General features: G+C 69.3%; 14 protein-coding genes and 1 pseudogene. 8 read left to right on the top strand and 7 right to left on the bottom strand.

Annotated features, from left to right (window positions below):
* Positions 1 to 274 precede the first annotated feature (274 nt).
* From OEIGOIKO_RS00510 to OEIGOIKO_RS00500, 3 genes are all read left to right on the top strand, one after another.
* On the top strand, positions 275 to 1,039 hold the full coding sequence (locus OEIGOIKO_RS00510) for a DUF2306 domain-containing protein (RefSeq protein WP_218039963.1): 765 nt from the start codon (positions 275 to 277) through the stop codon (positions 1,037 to 1,039).
* Positions 1,040 to 1,228: 189 nt separating this feature from the next.
* The gene (locus tag OEIGOIKO_RS00505) at positions 1,229 to 1,894 is read left to right on the top strand and encodes a TetR/AcrR family transcriptional regulator (RefSeq protein ID WP_125050730.1); all 666 of its coding nucleotides are present in this window, start codon (positions 1,229 to 1,231) and stop codon (positions 1,892 to 1,894) included.
* Positions 1,895 to 2,014: 120 nt separating this feature from the next.
* Positions 2,015 to 3,043 carry a S66 family peptidase gene (locus OEIGOIKO_RS00500; protein ID WP_125050728.1) on the top strand — a complete coding sequence of 343 codons (1,029 nt, stop codon included), beginning with the start codon at positions 2,015 to 2,017 and terminating at the stop codon, positions 3,041 to 3,043.
* Between the two features lie 26 nt (positions 3,044 to 3,069).
* Here the strand turns inward: OEIGOIKO_RS00500 and OEIGOIKO_RS00495 are convergent, their stop codons facing one another.
* The 3 genes from OEIGOIKO_RS00495 to OEIGOIKO_RS41290 form a co-directional block, all read right to left on the bottom strand.
* On the bottom strand, positions 3,070 to 6,372 hold the full coding sequence (locus tag OEIGOIKO_RS00495; RefSeq protein ID WP_125050726.1) for a DEAD/DEAH box helicase: 3,303 nt from the start codon (positions 6,370 to 6,372) through the stop codon (positions 3,070 to 3,072).
* A 134-nt stretch (positions 6,373 to 6,506) separates the two neighbouring features.
* Complete coding sequence (locus tag OEIGOIKO_RS00490) at positions 6,507 to 7,292, bottom strand: ArsR/SmtB family transcription factor (RefSeq protein ID WP_125050724.1); 786 nt, start codon at positions 7,290 to 7,292, stop codon at positions 6,507 to 6,509.
* 279 nt (positions 7,293 to 7,571) lie between these two features.
* Positions 7,572 to 7,712, bottom strand: a complete 141-nt coding sequence (locus OEIGOIKO_RS41290; RefSeq protein WP_170251450.1) for a hypothetical protein — start codon at positions 7,710 to 7,712, stop codon at positions 7,572 to 7,574.
* Between the two features lie 324 nt (positions 7,713 to 8,036).
* Between OEIGOIKO_RS41290 and OEIGOIKO_RS00485 the strand changes: the two genes are divergently transcribed.
* The 3 genes from OEIGOIKO_RS00485 to OEIGOIKO_RS00475 all read left to right on the top strand — a co-directional run bounded on the left by OEIGOIKO_RS00485 (position 8,037) and on the right by OEIGOIKO_RS00475 (position 10,283).
* Positions 8,037 to 8,786, top strand: a complete 750-nt coding sequence (locus tag OEIGOIKO_RS00485; RefSeq protein WP_125050722.1) for an SDR family oxidoreductase — start codon at positions 8,037 to 8,039, stop codon at positions 8,784 to 8,786.
* An 88-nt stretch (positions 8,787 to 8,874) separates the two neighbouring features.
* Entirely contained in the window at positions 8,875 to 9,189 is a 315-nt protein-coding gene (locus tag OEIGOIKO_RS00480) for a nuclear transport factor 2 family protein (protein ID WP_125050720.1), read from the top strand.
* 218 nt (positions 9,190 to 9,407) lie between these two features.
* Positions 9,408 to 10,283: a LysR family transcriptional regulator gene (locus tag OEIGOIKO_RS00475; RefSeq protein WP_125050718.1), complete on the top strand. Its 876-nt coding sequence runs from the start codon at positions 9,408 to 9,410 to the stop codon at positions 10,281 to 10,283.
* 105 nt (positions 10,284 to 10,388) lie between these two features.
* On the opposite strand, the gene OEIGOIKO_RS00470 is transcribed toward OEIGOIKO_RS00475, so the two are convergent.
* The 3 genes from OEIGOIKO_RS00470 to OEIGOIKO_RS00460 are packed head-to-tail and all read right to left on the bottom strand — an operon-like array spanning position 10,389 to position 13,156.
* A complete protein-coding gene (locus tag OEIGOIKO_RS00470; RefSeq protein WP_125050717.1) occupies positions 10,389 to 11,552 on the bottom strand; it encodes a histidine decarboxylase in 1,164 nt (387 codons plus the stop codon).
* A 53-nt stretch (positions 11,553 to 11,605) separates the two neighbouring features.
* The gene (locus tag OEIGOIKO_RS00465) at positions 11,606 to 12,835 is read right to left on the bottom strand and encodes a 3-deoxy-7-phosphoheptulonate synthase (protein ID WP_125050715.1); all 1,230 of its coding nucleotides are present in this window, start codon (positions 12,833 to 12,835) and stop codon (positions 11,606 to 11,608) included.
* A 3-nt stretch (positions 12,836 to 12,838) separates the two neighbouring features.
* On the bottom strand, positions 12,839 to 13,156 hold the full coding sequence (locus tag OEIGOIKO_RS00460) for a chorismate mutase (protein ID WP_125050713.1): 318 nt from the start codon (positions 13,154 to 13,156) through the stop codon (positions 12,839 to 12,841).
* A gap of 1,028 nt (positions 13,157 to 14,184) precedes the next feature.
* On the opposite strand from OEIGOIKO_RS00460, the gene OEIGOIKO_RS00455 reads away from it, so the two are divergent.
* The gene (locus OEIGOIKO_RS00455; RefSeq protein WP_125050711.1) at positions 14,185 to 15,261 is read left to right on the top strand and encodes a hypothetical protein; all 1,077 of its coding nucleotides are present in this window, start codon (positions 14,185 to 14,187) and stop codon (positions 15,259 to 15,261) included.
* Between the two features lie 65 nt (positions 15,262 to 15,326).
* A complete protein-coding gene (locus tag OEIGOIKO_RS00450; RefSeq protein WP_125050709.1) occupies positions 15,327 to 15,788 on the top strand; it encodes a hypothetical protein in 462 nt (153 codons plus the stop codon).
* 99 nt (positions 15,789 to 15,887) lie between these two features.
* Here OEIGOIKO_RS00450 and OEIGOIKO_RS00445 read toward each other — a convergent pair.
* A pseudogene (locus OEIGOIKO_RS00445) lies at positions 15,888 to 16,102 on the bottom strand (hypothetical protein); the annotation flags it as partial.
* Positions 16,103 to 16,347: the final 245 nt, after the last annotated feature.

The following is a 16,347-nucleotide window of genomic DNA, read 5'->3' as shown; positions in this document are numbered from 1 at the left end:
GGGTGGTCATCAGGTGCCGGGTGGTGGAGGGCGGGTGGCGGAGCCGAGCGAGCGTTCGATGCGGTCCCCGGTTTTCCGCGAAACCGCGCCCGCACCTGGACGACCGCTGAGGCCGCATACGCACCGGACTGCCTGAAGTACGGGCACGTGCTCCATTGACCCGCGGAGCACGCGTTCCCTAATCTGGACAGCATCCATAATCTGGACGCCATCCACGTGGGCCCTGCCTTCCTCTCCGCCTCCAGCCCTCGCCCTCCGCAGGAAAGGCTCCTCCGTGACTGTCGCACCGACAGCAACCTCGCCCCGGACCAAGAACAGGCTCCCTGGAAGCTCCCGGCTCAGCTGGACCGTGATGACGCTGGTCTCCCTCGTCGTCGCGGGGTACTTCGCCGGCCAGTACGCGACCGGCACCTTGCAGTCGCTCAGTGCCCGGCAGATCGGTCTGGCGGCCAGCTACGCGCAGCGCCCGCCGCTCATCCAGATCGCCTTCTACGTCCACATCGTCTCGGCGGGCCTGGCCCTTGCGATCGGTCCGTTCCAGTTCGTGCGCGCCGTCCGGCGGCGGCGTCCTGGAGCGCACCGCTGGCTCGGCCGGCTCTACCTGGCGTCCGTCGGCTCCGCCGCGACCGCGGGCTTCGTGATGGCATTCTTCAACACCGCCGGGATGGTGGGCTTCTTCGGTTTCGGCGCCCTGGCGCTGCTGTGGGCGTGGACCTCCTACCGTGGATATCGCGCGATCCGCGAAGGCGACTTCGCCAGTCACCGGGCGTGGATGATCCGCAGTTTCGCGCTGACCTTCGCCGCCCCCACGCTGCGGCTCTGGCTCGGGCTGCTCATCGGTGTACAGACCCTGGCCGGAAGTCAGGCCGACGGACAGCAGATGCTCGACAACGCCTACGCCTCCGTCCCGTTCCTGTGCTGGCTGCCCAACATCGTCGTCGCCGAACTGATGATCCGGCGCCGCGACCTGCCCGGCCTGCGCTTCTCCACCTCGACCGTCCAGCAGCAGACCGCCCCGTCCTCGGAACCCTCTCCCTGACCCGTCCTTCGTCAGGTCTGAAGAGTTCCGTGCGGCCGCACGGTGAAACTTCACGCAGCCGCCCGGCCGAGCGCAGCGCGCCCTCGTCCATCCGTGGCTGCCCACGTCCTGCATGAGGGCTACGCCCCACCACCCGCGCAAGCTACGACAGCTGGTTTCCGAGAGAGCGTTCATGTCAGGATCGACGGCATGGCCACCCGAACGACGCGCACCCGCTCCAGCTACCACCACGGCGACCTCCGCGCCGCGCTCGTCGCGGCGGGGGAGGAGCTGGCCCGCAAGGGCGGACCCGGCGCGATCGTCCTGCGGGAGGTCACGCGAACCGTCGGTGTGGCACCCAACGCGGTGTACGCGCACTTCGCGACGCTCGCCGAGTTGAAGATCGCCGTGTCCCGGCACGCGCTGCGCGCCATGGCCGCCGCGATGTCGGTACACCTCGGCCAGGTGCCCGAGCCTGCCGACCCGCGAGAGGCGGCCAAGGTCCACCTGCGCGAAGTCGGGCGTGCATACGTACTTTTCGCACTGGCTGAACCCGGTCTGTTCCGGGCGGCCATGGACGACAACCCGGCCAGTGGCTGTGTTCCCGGGGAGGGGGACCGCGGGCGGGGCGACCGCGCATCCGACGAGCCCTCCGGGCCGGCCACGCTGCTCATCGCCGCACTGGACCGCCTGACCCGGGCCGGCTGCCTGCCGGCCGAGGAAACCGATGCCGCGGTCATGGCATGCTGGGCCACCGTCCACGGCCTGGCGACGCTCCTGCTCAACCTGCTGCCGACCAGCAGCCGGGCCGAGCGGGAGGCGGCAATCGAAGCAGGACTGCACTACCTGCTCCAGGGGCTCACCCTGCGCGGGTGAATGCCTGGCGGCCTTCGAACAAGCCGCAGCCGCCCACGATCCGCCCGGCGGTCAGCCCGCCGTCCTGCCGCTCCGGAAGCCAGTAGTGTGCGGCCGCGGCAACGTGCCAGAATCCCGCGCATGTCGGTTCGATATCCACGCCCCCTGCGCCCCGGTGACTGCGTCGGCATCACTTCCCCTTCGAGCGGAGTCGGGAAAGAGCTGCGCGCGCGCCTCGACGTGGCCGTCCGCGATGTGGAGGCCCGGGGATACGAGGTCGTGGTCGGCCGTTGCATGGACGGAGCCGGTCACCTCAGCGCCCCGGCGGCCGACCGCGCCGGTGAACTGATGTCGATGCTGACGGACCCCGGCATCAGGGCGGTGGTGCCGCCCTGGGGCGGGGAAACGGCGATCGACCTGCTGCCCCTGCTCGACTGGGACCGGCTGCGTGCCGCCGAGCCGACCTGGCTCGTCGGGTTCTCCGACATGTCGACCATCATGACGCCGCTCACCCTCCTCACGGGAACAGCGACCGTGCACGGCAACAACCTGATGGACACGCCGTACCGGGTCCCCGAGGGAATCCTGTCCTGGCTCGACATCGTCGCTGCTCCGCAGGGGCACCGGTTCACGCAGACCCCGCCCGGCCGCCACCGGTCCACCGGCTGGGACAACTTCCACGCCCACCCCGAGGTACGCGAGTACACGCTCGACACACCCGGCAGGTGGACCAGGCTGGACTCCGACGGAGACGTGGAGGCCGAAGGCCGCCTGATCGGGGGCTGTATCGAAACACTCTGCAACCTCACGGGAACCGCCTACCTCGACGTCTCCGCCTTCGCACGAGCCGAGTCCCCGCAAGGGCTCCTCGTCTATGTCGAAGCGGCCGGCGACGACGCCTTCACCATCTGCCGAAACCTGCACGGGATGCGACTGGCCGGCTTCTTCGACGCGGCGAACGCGGTCCTCGTCGGCCGCGCCTCGGCACCTGACAGCGCCTCACTCACACAGCACGAAGCTGTTCTCGACGCCCTCGGCCCCTTGAACGTGCCGGTCATCGCCGATGTCGAGTGCGGGCATGTACCGCCGTACCTGCCCATCGTCAACGGAGCACGCGGCCGAGTCGTCCACACCGCGACTCGCGGCGAACTGACCCAGACACTGGACTGACCGGCCTCCGAGCCGGCCACGCGAACTCATCCCTGCCAGGTGTGCGCCGGGAGCGCATCGGCGAGCGTGGCGAAGAAACGCTGGTCGCGCCAGGCGTCGCGGTCGCCGATGACGAACAGGCGACGCTTGGCGCGGCTGACGGCGACGTTGAGGAGATTGGGGCGTGCGGCGGCCCAACTCCGCGCCCCGGGCCGGCGCGGATCACTGCCCAGCACCACGATCACCACATCGGCCTCCTTGCCCTGAGTGGTGTGAATGGTGCCGACACGGCCTTCCGGCAGCAGCCCGCGGCAGGCCCGCTGAGCGCCGTCGACCACGGCCCGGAAAGGACTGATGACGTACACGTCCTCCGCGAGATCGACACCCTCGTCGCGAAGCTTCTCCACGACGGCGCGCAGCGCGCGGCCCTCTTCGGCGATCCAGTGCCCGTCCGCCTCGGTCCCACTCACATGCACCCAGCAACTGCGGGGCCGGTAGCGGTAGTCGCCGCGCTCCGGAGTGCCGTGGACCATGAGGTTGTCGTAGGCGATGGCGTTGCTGACGGTGAACATCGGGTCGTCGCAGCGGCGGTGTACGCGCAGCGGGCTGCCCACCCACACCTCCCGCTGCCCGTCGGGTAGTTCGGCCGGCAGCCAGGTGCCGTAGCGGTTGGTACGGTCGGCGAGCTGCTGGACCGAGGTACGGCTGGGCGCCCACTGCTCGTCCACGCCGAACTCCCGGCCCAGAGCCCGCTGGGCGGTCCACGGCAGGACCACCACAGGTTCGAGCTGGAGCGGGTCGCCGACAACCACGGTACGTGCCGCGCGCCACATGCCGCCGACGGCCATCTGCCCCGTCGCCTGACCGGCTTCGTCGATGAACAGCCAGCCCAGGGACTCCTGCCCCAGGCGCCCGAAGACACGGTCCAACGACGCGAAGGTGGTCGACACGACGGGAACGAGCAGGAACAGGCTCTGCCAGGCAGCCCGGAGAGCCTCCTGCGCCACGGTCTTGGGCACGCTGCCGGCCACCGCGTCCATCGCGGCCATCAGATTCGCGTACATGGTGCGTGCCGTGCACCGCAGGAACGCCTCGTGCAGGCCGAGCCCCGCCAGGAGCACTTCGCTCCGGGCCCGGCTGATCTCTTCGTCTCCCCACGGGGCAGCCAGTTCCCGTGTCGTGTCCTCCGACAGCCACGCCTGCTCCGGCACATGAGGGCCCCACGCTTCCCGGGCCCGGTCGACCAGGTTCTGCTTGGCGGCCAACTCGGCGTCCGCCGCCTCCCGTGCCTGTCGGCGCGCCACGTGCTCGGCCGCAGCCCGGGCAACGGCTTCGCGTGCCCCGTCGCACGCGGTCTGCGCGGAGACACAGGCACCCTGTGCTTCTTCCGCGCGAGCCGCCAGTTCCTGGTCCCTTCGGTGCCAGTCCCGCCCGGCCCGCCCCAGCGTGCACAGGCTCACCAGGAAGCCCGGCCGCCGCTCGAAGTGCCTGTCCCGGGCCTGCTCCGCCTGCTGCAGCTGTGCCTGCGCCCGCGCCAGGGCACCGACCGCTGCCGGGAGCGCCTGCCGACAGCGATCCTCCTGCTCGGCTGCTTCCCCGATCGCGTGCTGTGCCCGCGCCACACCGGAGCGAAGTTCAGGGAGGCGTGCCAGGGCGTCCGCAGCCGCCGCCCGGTCGTCCCGCAGCCGCTCCACCTCGCTGAGTGACGCTTGGAAGCGCTCCTTGGCCTGCCGCCACACCCCGCTCTGCGGCGTACTCATCCACTCCCGGAACAGCTGGGACAGGCCCTGTTCACTGTCGACCCAGGCGTCACGCCGACGCGGCGCCTTGCCTGGCGCGGGAGGCGGCGCCCCCGCGTCTGTGATCTTGTACTTGCCGTGCCAGAGCCGGTTGATGAACTCCATACGGTTCTTCTTGTTGCCCAGCCGGGCCGCTACCGCACCCCACGCAGGCGTCCCTTTCAGCAGCCGGGTGGCCTGCTCGGCGAAGTAGTCCGCCTCCTCGCGCCAGGGTGCGCCGAGCGCGGTACGGGCGGGAATCTCCGTGGAGATGTTCTCCACCGCCCCGTTGTTGGCGGAGGCGACCACCATCTCGAAGCCGGTGAACTCCGCTCGCAGCGGCGTGACGGTGCGGGTGTAGTCGCCGCTCTTCCAGGTGTACGGCTTGTGGTCGGCGAAAGCCTGGGACGGCAGCCGCAGCTGTGCCAGTCTGCGGGCGCGCTCCACGATCACAGCGCTGAAGCAGTCCCGCAGCATCGTGGTCTTGCCGGTACCGGGCGGCCCGTTCACCGCGAACAGCCCGCCCGACGTGCCGAGTTGGGACCAGAGACGGTTCACGGCGAACTGCTGGCTCAGCGCGAGCGGATGCGCTGGCTCCGTCGGCCACCGGCCCTGCGGGGTGGAAAGAGGAGCCACGGCGTCGAGCGCCTCCTGCGGCCGGCGGCGCAGATCGACTCGCCAAGCGGTGTTCACGTCCTGCGACGGGGTGAGGTAAGAGGCCAGCGCCGTGCCGGGCGCGCTCGTGCGCAGGGCTCCCGCGACCAGCCCCAGGTCGCCGGCGATGAAACTGTTCAGGAAATCCTGCTGGTCGGCTTCGGCCGTCTGCCGGACGCGCACAGCCGTGCTGCGTACGCGCACCTCGCCGGGTGCCAAGGTCTGTTCCAGCCCCCAGGCCGCGGTCAGGTCGTGGACGAAGCCGAGCAGGTCTTTCGCCGTGAGACGGCGCGATCCCGTCTTGGCATCGGCGTCGGCATCAGCACCGGGATCGGCATCGCTGTCCGGCCCGTCCGCAAGGTTCTCGTCTGCAAGGTTCCCGTCCGCGACGTTCCCGTCTTCCAGGCCCTCACCCGCGAAACTCTTGTCCACGGGTACGCCGCCCAGGTCAGCGGCCCGGGCGAGCCAGTCGGCCGCCTCGTCGTCGAAACCGTCCAGCCAGCCCTTCCGGCCCGGCCCCGGGTCCAGCGCCCGACCGGTGGCCCAGGCGCAGGTGGACAGCACGGGGGAGTCCAGCACCAGACGTCCCTCATCGGTGACGGTCAAGGCGAACAGGGCACTCTCGCCGTCCATCCGCCCGTCGTGGTCCTCCTCGCTCTCGCCGAACACGGCGAGCAGCGTGTCGCGCACCGCCCGCAGCCGGTATGCACCGCCGTACACCACGTGCTGCCACGCGTAACCAGGATTCAGCGGCACCGACCGCAGCGGATGCCCCTCCTCCCACGGCAGTGGGCCGTCCGCGGTCACCGAGTGGACACGGTCCCGTACGGAGACGGCCGGAACCTTCTGCGGACTGAACAGCTCCACCGCCCGCCAGTACTCGATGATTCCGGTCTGCCGTTGCCGCGGATCCGTCACGCTGTCCCCACCCCGCCCGTTGTGCCGTTTCGCCTCGTACCTTACGCACGGTGGCGAGCACTTGGCACGGAGTACGGCTGACCGGCCGGACCGTGCAGGCGATGCCGCACGTGTCCGGCCTGCCGGGAAGTGGTTCAGGCCTTTTCGAGGATCGTCTTGAGCTCCGACAGCATCATGATCCAGCCGCCGCTGACGCCCTCCAGCATCTTGGAGTCGGCCGAGGTGAAGCCGTCGTGGGTGATGGTCAGCTTCATGCCCATCTCCGGCTCCTCGGCCGGCTCGATGTCGAAGGAGACCTTCGAGCGCTCCTTGACGGCCTCGGCGAACTCCGCGTCGCTCATGCCGAACATCTCCTGGTGCATCGGCTGCAGCGTGTGCCAGGTGTAGGCGAGCCGCTTGCCGGGCTCCGACTCGGTGACGACCTGACCGAGGTCCTGCGGCTCGCCGCCGCCCTCGACCGGCCACAGCACCTTCGAGCCGACCTTCCAGTCGGAGGAGGGTGCCCAGTCGCCGTGGTACTGCTTCAGGAACTCCGGGCTGGTCAGCCCCTCCCAGAGCTTCTCGGCCGTGGTGTGGATGTAGATCGTGTAGACGAACTCGGGCTTGCTCATCGCCGTTCCTTCCAGGGCGTGCTTCAGGTTGCTGAGCGCGGTCATCCGGCCTCGCTCGTACTGGCCGATCCAGCGGTCGGCGAGATCATGGATGGGGACGGGGTTGAGGTAGTGCAGCCTCTCCCGGCCGTGCCGGACCGCCGTGACCAGGCCCGCGCCCTCCAGCACCGCCAAGTGCTTGGACACCGCCTGCCTGGTCATGTCCAGCCCCGCGCACAGCTCGCGCAGGCTCTGCCCGGACCGCTCGTTCAGCCGGTCCAGCAGCCGTCTGCGGCTCACGTCCGCGAGCGCCTTGAACACCTCGTCCATGCCATCCAACCCCCTCACCACCAGATTGGCAACCGCTAGGTTGCATGTCAAGCCGAGAGGGTGCGACGGTCCGTAGGGCCATGTTCCGGGGGCGATGACCACACCAGGAGTGATCGCCGGGTACAGGCTGAAGCTGCCCAGGAAGCCGGAAAGGCGCAGGGCCTACCTCCATCGCACGTCCCCTGTTCCACGACGTAAGGGTTGGCGGCCTTCGGCTCGGCATCCCACGGCTATGCCATACAAACAAGCAGCCGCGTCACGTCGCCTGCATGAGGCGGATCAGACACGGAGCGGATCAGCATGGTCACCGCGCGCGAGGGCCTGACGGCGCCCCTGCGCGAGTTCGTGGGCCAGCTCACCGTGCCGGTCGGCGAAGGCCGTCCGCCAGGCGTTCTTCGCCGACGAGGCAAGGGCTGCCACTGCCGTCGAGAATCGGGTGCATCTCGACGAAACGCCGGCAGGTCACGACCGGCAGCCCCCGGTCCTCCAGCGGCTGACGCCACGGCCGGCCGGTGCGCCGATGAGCTTGTCTCCCTTCCGGCGCACGCCCTCTTCGAAGCCCGGCCCTCAGCTGGGTGTCTCTTCCGGCGTCATGGCTCCGGACGATCTGCTGCCTGGGGGTATCGACGATGTTTGTGGAGCGACTCGAAACTTCTGTTACCCGATGACCGAAATGCCCCCCTAGTGTCGTCCATGGAAGGTGATCAAGTCGGTCACCCGGCAAGAACGTGAGGAGCGCGGAACATGGCCGAGAACACCCTGCGGGAGAAGGTCGCGGTCGTCGGCGGGGGCGAGAAGAACCTGGGCGGACTGGTCAGCAGGAATTTCGCGGAATCCGGGGCCAAGGTGGTCGTGCACTACCACAGCTCCCGGAACGAGGCCGAACAGACGGTGGCGGCGATCCAGGAGGCCGGGGGACAGGCCGTCGCCGCCCAGGGGGACCTGACCAAGGTCGCGGACGTACGACGGCTCTTCGACACGGCGGTGGACACCTTCGGCGGCGTCGACATCGCGGTGAACACCACCGGGATGGTGCTGCGCAAGCCGATCCTGGAGACCACCGAGGAAGAGTACGACCGCATGTTCGGCATCAACGCCAAGGCGGCGTACTTCTTCATCCAGGAGGCCGGGCGACGGCTGAACGACCACGGCAAGATCATCAGCCTGGGCACGTCGCTGCTGGCCGCCTTCACGGACGGCTACTCCACCTACGCCGGCGGCAAGGCACCGCTGGAGCACTTCACCCGGGCGGCGGCCAAGGAGTTCGCCGACCGCCACATCTCGGTGAACACCGTGGCGCCCGGCCCGATGGACACGCCGTTCTTCTACCCGCAGGAAACCCCCGAGCGGGTGGAGTTCCACAAGTCGCAGGCGATGGGCAACCAGCTCACCCACATCGAGGACATCGTCCCGATCATCAGGTTCCTGGCCACCGAAGGATGGTGGTTCACCGGCCAGACCATGTTCCCCAACGGCGGCTACACCACCCGCTGACCCCGTGCCCTCCCGGCGGGCCGGCCGCACTCCGGCACGGCCGGCCCGCCGGCACCGACGCCCCGGCCGCGACGCCTGGAGGCACTGAATGCCCGCACACCCGGCCGATCCCGTGGTGCCCGCCTTCGTCACCGCCGTCAATACGGGCGACAGGGACTCCTTCTTCGCCGCGCTGACGGACGACGCCATCATGTCTGACGACGGCACCGACCGCGACCTTGCCGCGTGGGCCGACAGCGAGACCTTCTCCTCGAACGGACGCATGGACATCGAGGACACCTCGGCCGACGGCCGCACCCTGACCGCCACCTGCACCCATTCCACCTGGGGCAGCATGCGCACCCGGTGGACCTGCACCGTCACCGACGGCCGCATCAGCCGCTTTGGGACCGGCCAAGCCTGAAGACGCCTGCCCACTCACCGCAACAGGGTCCGGCTGCCGACATGATCACCCACAGGGCGGCCGGCCTGTGCCCCTGCCTGCTCTCGCCGGCGGGCGGGGTTACGGTCGGAAGTCACCTTCCTGCCTGACCACATCAAGAGCCCCGGCGCCGCCCTCCGACAGTCAACCTCTGCACCTCTGCATCACTGCCCACCACTACCGAATCCCGGGAAGCCCACGTGCGACTGGATCTGAACAAGCTCGAACACCTGGTCGCCGTTGCCGAGGAAGGCAGCCTCACTCGCGCCGCCACCCGGCTGCACCTTTCCCAGCAGGCCCTGTCCGCTTCCATCCGGGTCCTTGAACGCGAAGTCGGCGTCCCCCTGCTGGAGCGCGGCAGCGCCGGCGTGACCGTACTGCCTGCTGGAGCTGCCCTGCTTGAGGACGCCCACGTTCTGAACGGCATGGCCCGCTCCGCGCTGCGCCGCGCCCGGCGCATCGGACGCGGCGAGACCGAGACGCTGCGCATCGGCCACACCCCCGCCGTCACCGGCGACGAACTCGTCACTCTGCTCACACCCGTGACCGACGCACACCCCGGCATCACCCCCGAGGCCCACCAGCGCTACCCCTCCGAGCTGACTGCCGCGCTCCTCGCGGGCGACCTCGACATCGGACTGTGCCGCGCCATCACACCGGCCCACGGCCTGACCCGCACCACCCTCGGCCACCAGCGCCTGCACGTCGCCGTCGCCTCCGACCACCCCTTCGCCGGCCGGACCACCGTCACCCTCCCCGAACTCGCCGACGAGTCCATCATGGTCTGGGGCACCCCCGGCCACTCCGGCTACACCGACCTCCTCGTCGACCACTGCCGCCGTGCGGGCTTCGAGCCCCGCATCGAACGCACCGACCGCCAAGGCACACCCCCGGTCACCGCCGTCATCGGCACCCACCGCATCGCCTTCGTCACTACGGCACCGGGCCCCGCCGCGGGCGGCAAAGCCCACATCCTCGCCCTCGAACCCCCGGTCTACGCGCCTCTCCACGCGCTCTACCTCTCCCACACCACATGCCCCAGCCGTGACACCTTCCTCAGCCACGTGACGCTGTGAGGACGAGCCGTCCCGGGGACGGGAACATCGAACGCGGGGCAGATGCCTGCCGAGGCCATGATGAGGATCTACGCCCTTCTCGGCACCAGCCACCGAGAACGAGTGTCACCCCTCGGCGATGACCGCACACAGGCGGTCGATGTGCCTGGGAGTCACGTGCGGCATGGCGATCAGGTGAGCCCTGCCGTCGACGGCGAGCAGGTTCCACTGCCGGGACACCTCAGGTTTCGGGGCGTCGAACAGAACGGTATTGGTACCGGGCAGGTGGACGGGGTGGGCGCCGCAGCCCCGCAGCCGTTCGGTGGCGTAGTCGGCGGTCCGTACGCAGTCGTGGATGCGCTCGCGCAGCCCTCGGCGGCCGAGCCTGCGCAGTTCCCGCCAGAGCAGCACGGGGGAGAGCGCGTCACGTGAGCCGCTGATGGTGTCGTCGTCCGTGCCCACCGCGGCTCCGGGGGCGCGGACGGCGTCGACGTGGGCGGGGCGGGCCAGGACGATGCCGCAGGGCACGGGGGAGCCGATCATCTTGTGGCCGCTGACGGCGATGCTGTCGGCCCCGTCGCGGAAGTTCCAGGGACGGGGGCGGGGGCCGAGGGCGGCGATGAGTCCGCCGAAGGCGGCGTCGCAGTGAATGTGGTGCCTTTTGGTGCCGGCCGCGTCCAGGGCACGCCGGATGGCGGGGAGATCGTCGACGGCGCCCTGGCCGGTGGTGCCGATGGTGGCGACGACCAGGGCGGCCCGCCCCCGATTGCGTCGCAGCGCATGCCGCAGGGCATCAGGGTCGAGGGTCGCGTCCGGTTTGGCGGCGACCGGTTCGTGGTCCATCCGCAGCAGGCGGGCGATCTTCGGGATGCTGTAGTGGGCCTGCCGCGAGGCGTACAGGACGGCGTCCGGGTGGCGTTCGCGGCCGACCCAGGCACCGAAGAGGTTGCTCTCGGTGCCGCCGTGGGTGAGGTAGCCGAAACAGTCCTCGGGCCGGACTCCGGCCAGCCGGGCGAAGAAACCGACGACAGCCCGCTCGAAGTGCTTGCTGTGCAGGTGGTACTCACTGTCGCCGTACGGGGTTCCGGCATTGTTGCCGTGGACGGCCAGGTAGGCGGCGAGCGGCCGGTAGTCGAAGTCGAGGTTGACCGGGAACCCCACCATGTGGGCGCGTGAGCGGCGCATCGCGGCGGCGAGATCCAGCATGACGGCGAGGTCTTCGCGAGCCTCGTCACCGCTGCGAGGCGCCTCCTGAATGGTCAGGTCGGGCAGGGGAGAAGGGGGTGTCATGGCAGTTCCTGGAGAGTGGCGGAGGGGAGACCGAGGGGAGGGGCGCCGGGGATTCAGGTCCGGCCGGCGCCGTGCTCGCCGTCGTCGTTGAGTGGTTCGGTGGCGTCGGCCAGGACCGTCAGCGCCTGGCGTGGGTTCAGCCTCGGGTCGCACAGCGTGGTGTACCGGTCCGGTGCGCCGTCGGGCTGCTCCCCGGCCCCGGCGCACTCCGCCACGGGGGCGGGCGTCGTTTCCAGGTGGACACCGCCGGCGATGCCGCCGGCGGCAGTCACGCTGTGCTGGAACTGGCTGAGTTCGGCGGTGACGGCTGCCACGGTGCGCGTCTTCAGGCCGTCGTCGGTCCGTACCGTGTTGGCGTGCATCGGATCGCACATCCACAGCACGGGGTGTCCCGCCTCGCGCACCGTGCGCACCAGGTCCGGCAGCTTGGCGGCCACGGCCGCGGCTCCCATACGGGTGATGAAGGTCAGCCGGCCCGGGACGCGCCGCGGATCCAGGGCCGTACACAGCGCTAGGACCTCCCGTGGGGTCGCGCTGGGGCCGACTTTGCAGGCCACGGGGTTGCTGACGGCGGCGAGCAGACGGACGTGGGCCTCGTCCACCGCGCGGGTCCGCTCGCCGATCCACGGCCAGTGGGTGGAGCTGAGGAACAGGCGCCCGTGGGCGTCGCGGCGCAGCAGTGGCACTTCGTAGTCGAGAACCAGGGCCTCGTGACTGGTCCACACCGTGGGCCGGCTGTCGGCGTCCGAGCTCAGTCGCCGTATCTCGGCGAGGGTGCGGGCAGCGCTCTGGTAGCAGTCGAGCATGTTCTCCGGGCGGTGGCGCCGCTGGGCCTCGGTGGTTCCGGGGCGGTTGACCAGATGGCCGCGGTAGACCGGGAGCGGCCGCCCGTCGACGTGCTCGGTCGGGGCGGAGCGCGGTTTGGCGTACTGGCCGGCGATCCTGCCCACTCGCACCACCGGCGTCGCAGTCGTCACCTGCCACAGGCCCGCCAGTGCGTCGATCAGCCCGAGCTTGCGCAACACCGCTTCAGGAGCGCAGTCCTGCGGTGCCTCCGCGCAGTCACCCGCCTGCACCACGCTGCGCTCGCCTGCGGCGCACTCGGCCAGCAGACGGCGTAACCGGTCGATGTCGGCTGCTTCCACCAGTCCGGGCCAGGAGGAGAGAGTCCGACGGCAGGCATGCGCACGCCGCGCATCCTCCCATTCGGGCTGTTGCCGGGCCGGCCGGTCCAGCCATTCTTCGACGGCCGTTCGGTCGAGAGCACCGTTGTCAGCCGGCATGGCTCAGCCTTCCTTACGGTCGCGGCCCAGCGAGCCTCGGCACAACGTCAGGACCGCTTCGGCGATGTCGGCGCCCCGTGGCCCCAGCACGCTCGTATAGCGTCGTCGCACCCGGTGTTCACGCCCGGTGTCCAGGCGCGCGGCCCTGTCGGCCAGCCGTGTCTGCTGAACCGCACCCGAGAGCTGAGCACGTTCGCTCAAGAGGTCGGCCACGGCGACGTCCAGGTCGTCGATGCGGCTGCGCAGCATCGCGATGCGCGCCTCGTTCGACAACTGATCGCCGTCGGCTGCCGACGCCGTGCGAAAGGTGTGGCCGGACATCGTGATCCATCCTTTCGGTTGTTCCGGAGAGGCGGAGGAATTCAGCAGTCGACTGGCTGAAAACCTCCGTACGGAAGCGAGTACCGGCCGTGACCGTGTTCAATCAGCGCGTTTTTGAGTTGGGGGAGCACGAATTCACCACCCCGCGCATTCCGTTGCGGAGTCCGGTGCGGGTGCGACCGGAACTGACGCGATTGAGTGTGGTGCCGGCAGTCGGCTTTGGGGTGGATTTTCCGGTTGTCGCATGGACAGGCCCCGGACTGAATATGCCTGGCGAGCGGTGTATGTGCCTATGCCCGCCGGGGGAAAGCTCAACTGTCACTGTCGACATCGGTGTTCCCGTACATCACAGGTGATTCCGTGATGCGCCGGGGTGGTACAGAGTGGCGCTGTCGGGGGCGCGCGCCCCGGAGGGAGGCGGACCAGATCTCCGGAGGGCCGGAAGGCGGCTGCGGCGGTGGATACGGACTCGGCGCCGGCGGCACGTTCGACAATGCGCGTGTCGATGCCGAGGGTGACGGCCCGGTCGAGCAGGCGGGTACCGGCCACCGGGGACTGGCCCGCCGGCGCGGCCGCTTGCCTGAGGGCGCCGTGCCCGTTCTCCAAGAGGCGGAACACGACATGACGTCCATGTCCGCCGGGGCGGTGGCGCCGGCGAGGCGAGACGAGCCGCTGCTGGCACCCTTGGAACTTCCGTACCGTCAGGGCGATGGTCCGCTTCCGGACACACAAGAAGCGCCAGAAATATGCACGGAATCAGCCCCGCCGCTCGCAGTCTCTCACTGCTGGCCTTCTCCGTCGTTAGCATGCCCCCAGTTCACCGACCTGGCATGGCCACCGACAACGGGGGCAATCATGCCGCGGCACGCCTCTGGCCCTCTGCCCCGCCACCTGGACCACCCAAGACCGGCCTCCGGACGAACACCACGGAGGGCTGGGTGCACGTACGCCGGCGCACTGTCTACCAGTGGTCAAGCAGCAGCGAAACAGCATGCGACTTGGGCACCGCGCTGATCAGGGAGGACACTATGAGCGTCAGCAGACGGCAGATACTGCGTGGTTCGCTCGCAGCTGGCGCTGTGGCCATGCCGTTCGGTGTGCTGGCCGGCCCGGCGCACGGCGCTGGGGCGGCCGGTCCTGTCCTGGCCGAGGACTTCTATCTGGCCCTGCTCGACGCGAACAACCAGGTCGTCGAGAACTACTACACCGGTCATATCCATTGGCAGGACGCAGCGCACACCAAGGGCACTTTCGGTGCCCCGACCTCCACGTTCCCGACCGGTGGCTGGGACCCGCTGGAGTGCAAGTTCCGCAAGCTCGCCAGTGGCGAGCACGTGTTCATGGTCTGCGGTGGAGACAGCGGCAACGGGCGGGTGACGATTCACCGCAGCAGTGACTCGGCGGCGCTCGGCTGGGACAGCGGAATCCCTGAATTCTTTCCGCACTCCCTGGAATACGTGGAAAAGGCGGACGTCGTCATTGTGGTGGGCACACGGGGCCTGGACGACAAGGACAAGCCGCCGCCTCAGCTCCCGGGTGGCCCGAAGCCCAGGCCCGGCGGAAGCATCCAGCTCTATACGGCCCCGACCGCTCAAGGCGGCGCCGGCTCGTTCAAGAAGGTGCCCAACGGGCTGTACCCGTTCCGGCAGGCCCACGGCGTCGTCAGAGACCAGGTCAACGGCGGTCTCGTGTGGGTCTTCGGCGGCGACAAGATCGTGGGTTACACGGTTGACGGGTTCCGGGAGACCGCCAAGCTCAGGGAGGTTGCCCGCGCGAGGGACCAGGAACACTTCGAGAACGGTCACGACCTTCAGCCTGACCCGACGTACCGCGAGTACCTGTGGGCCACGGGCAGCAGGCTCTTGCTCAAGATCAATAAGTCCGGAGGCCGTCCGCGATTCGAGTGGGGGGAACCGCCGGCGGCGGCGAAATCCTTCTCCCGGCACCGCTCGGGACGTGGCATCTACACGGTTGATTCCGAGGGCAACAGTTACGGCACCAACAAGGTCGAATTCCTGTGGCCGCGCGCAACTGTCACGGTCCCCGAAATCGGGAACCAGAAACCCAAATGGATTTACAAGGCCCGGCTCACCGACCTCCCGTAAGGCGCGTCGGTGGATGACTTGTCTCCCGGACCAGCCGACAAGGACACAGTAGGAGGGAAAGACCGGTGAAGATACGCTTGGCCAAGACGCTCACCGGCGCCGCCCTCGGCGCCGCGCTCTGCGTGACCGGGGCCGTGCCTCCGGCTTCGGCGCAGGAGCGCCCCAACCACTGGGACAACGGGTACGTCCCCTACCCCAATGGCCGTGTTGCCGACACCGACCAGAATTTCGCGGCCGTGGCTTCGGTAGGAGTGGAGTGGGAGGGCTACAAGGTGAGTCTCTCGGGCACGGTGTGGGATCGCGCCGCCGACGGTTACGGCGTGCGTATGGAAGTGGGATATCACTGGCAGAACGGTGCCGCCTGGGAGTGGACCACCCGCATCTTCGGCAAGGCCGAGGGCGGAATGGGGGACTCCAAGTCCAGTAGCGCGCATTCACGGGCTGGAGTGAACATCAAGGGTCTGAAGGTACGGGCATGCACCGTCAACAGGGCCAACCAGGTGGTGGCCTGCAGTTCGTGGGCCTGACCACGTAAACGCAGATGTTTCATGTGCGCGGAACGGGTCGCGCTCGGGGCGGTGCCCTTGCGGGGCGATGCGGTGGATGATCGCGCGCCGGCGTGACTATCGACGAAGGCGCCCGTAGGCGTAGCTCTCGTAGGCGTAGCTCTTGTGGCCATGGAGCTTGCCCGGTCTGCGTCGTCGGGGTCCACGGTGGGAGCGGCTCGGCGGTATGCCCTTGCCCAGGTGAATGATTGCCTGACTGCCGTGCGGGTCGGCCGCGGAAATGCCGACGGACGGGGCCGACCGGTCCGCTCGACGATCAGATGGATCTTCGAGCCGAAGGTGACGTCCGCAGACGTCGCCCAGCATGAGCACACCGTCAGAGGGGTCCAACGGGACGGGGCCCCGCCGTGAGGCAGCGAGCAAGAACAAAGGCAAGGAGACCCCTCTCCTCGCCACTCCTAACATATAGCGCACCAGGGGCCTTGCGGCAAGACCCAGGGGGTGGCGCAGAATCGTCCGCCGAAGCCACAACCTGCGGAAATGAGGGGCACGACGTGCGTGTGTTGTCGACGTGTGGGGG

Origin of the sequence: Streptomyces paromomycinus (genome assembly GCF_003865155.1) — a bacterium.
Taxonomy (GTDB): domain Bacteria; phylum Actinomycetota; class Actinomycetes; order Streptomycetales; family Streptomycetaceae; genus Streptomyces; species Streptomyces chrestomyceticus.
Note: the sequence above shows the minus strand (reverse complement) of the source record. Positions and strands in the feature narration are given on the sequence as shown.

Excerpts from the sequence above, each read along its gene's own strand:
- OEIGOIKO_RS00505 (WP_125050730.1), top strand. The coding sequence starts at position 1,229 with ATGGCCACCCGAACGACGCGCACCCGCTCCAGCTACCACCACGGCGAC.
- OEIGOIKO_RS00500 (WP_125050728.1), top strand. The coding sequence starts at position 2,015 with ATGTCGGTTCGATATCCACGCCCCCTGCGCCCCGGTGACTGCGTCGGC.
- OEIGOIKO_RS00490 (WP_125050724.1), bottom strand. The coding sequence starts at position 7,292 with ATGGACGAGGTGTTCAAGGCGCTCGCGGACGTGAGCCGCAGACGGCTG.
- OEIGOIKO_RS00485 (WP_125050722.1), top strand. The coding sequence starts at position 8,037 with ATGGCCGAGAACACCCTGCGGGAGAAGGTCGCGGTCGTCGGCGGGGGC.
- OEIGOIKO_RS00480 (WP_125050720.1), top strand. The coding sequence starts at position 8,875 with ATGCCCGCACACCCGGCCGATCCCGTGGTGCCCGCCTTCGTCACCGCC.
- OEIGOIKO_RS00470 (WP_125050717.1), bottom strand. The coding sequence starts at position 11,552 with ATGACACCCCCTTCTCCCCTGCCCGACCTGACCATTCAGGAGGCGCCT.
- OEIGOIKO_RS00465 (WP_125050715.1), bottom strand. The coding sequence starts at position 12,835 with ATGCCGGCTGACAACGGTGCTCTCGACCGAACGGCCGTCGAAGAATGG.
- OEIGOIKO_RS00460 (WP_125050713.1), bottom strand. The coding sequence starts at position 13,156 with ATGTCCGGCCACACCTTTCGCACGGCGTCGGCAGCCGACGGCGATCAG.
- OEIGOIKO_RS00455 (WP_125050711.1), top strand. The coding sequence starts at position 14,185 with ATGAGCGTCAGCAGACGGCAGATACTGCGTGGTTCGCTCGCAGCTGGC.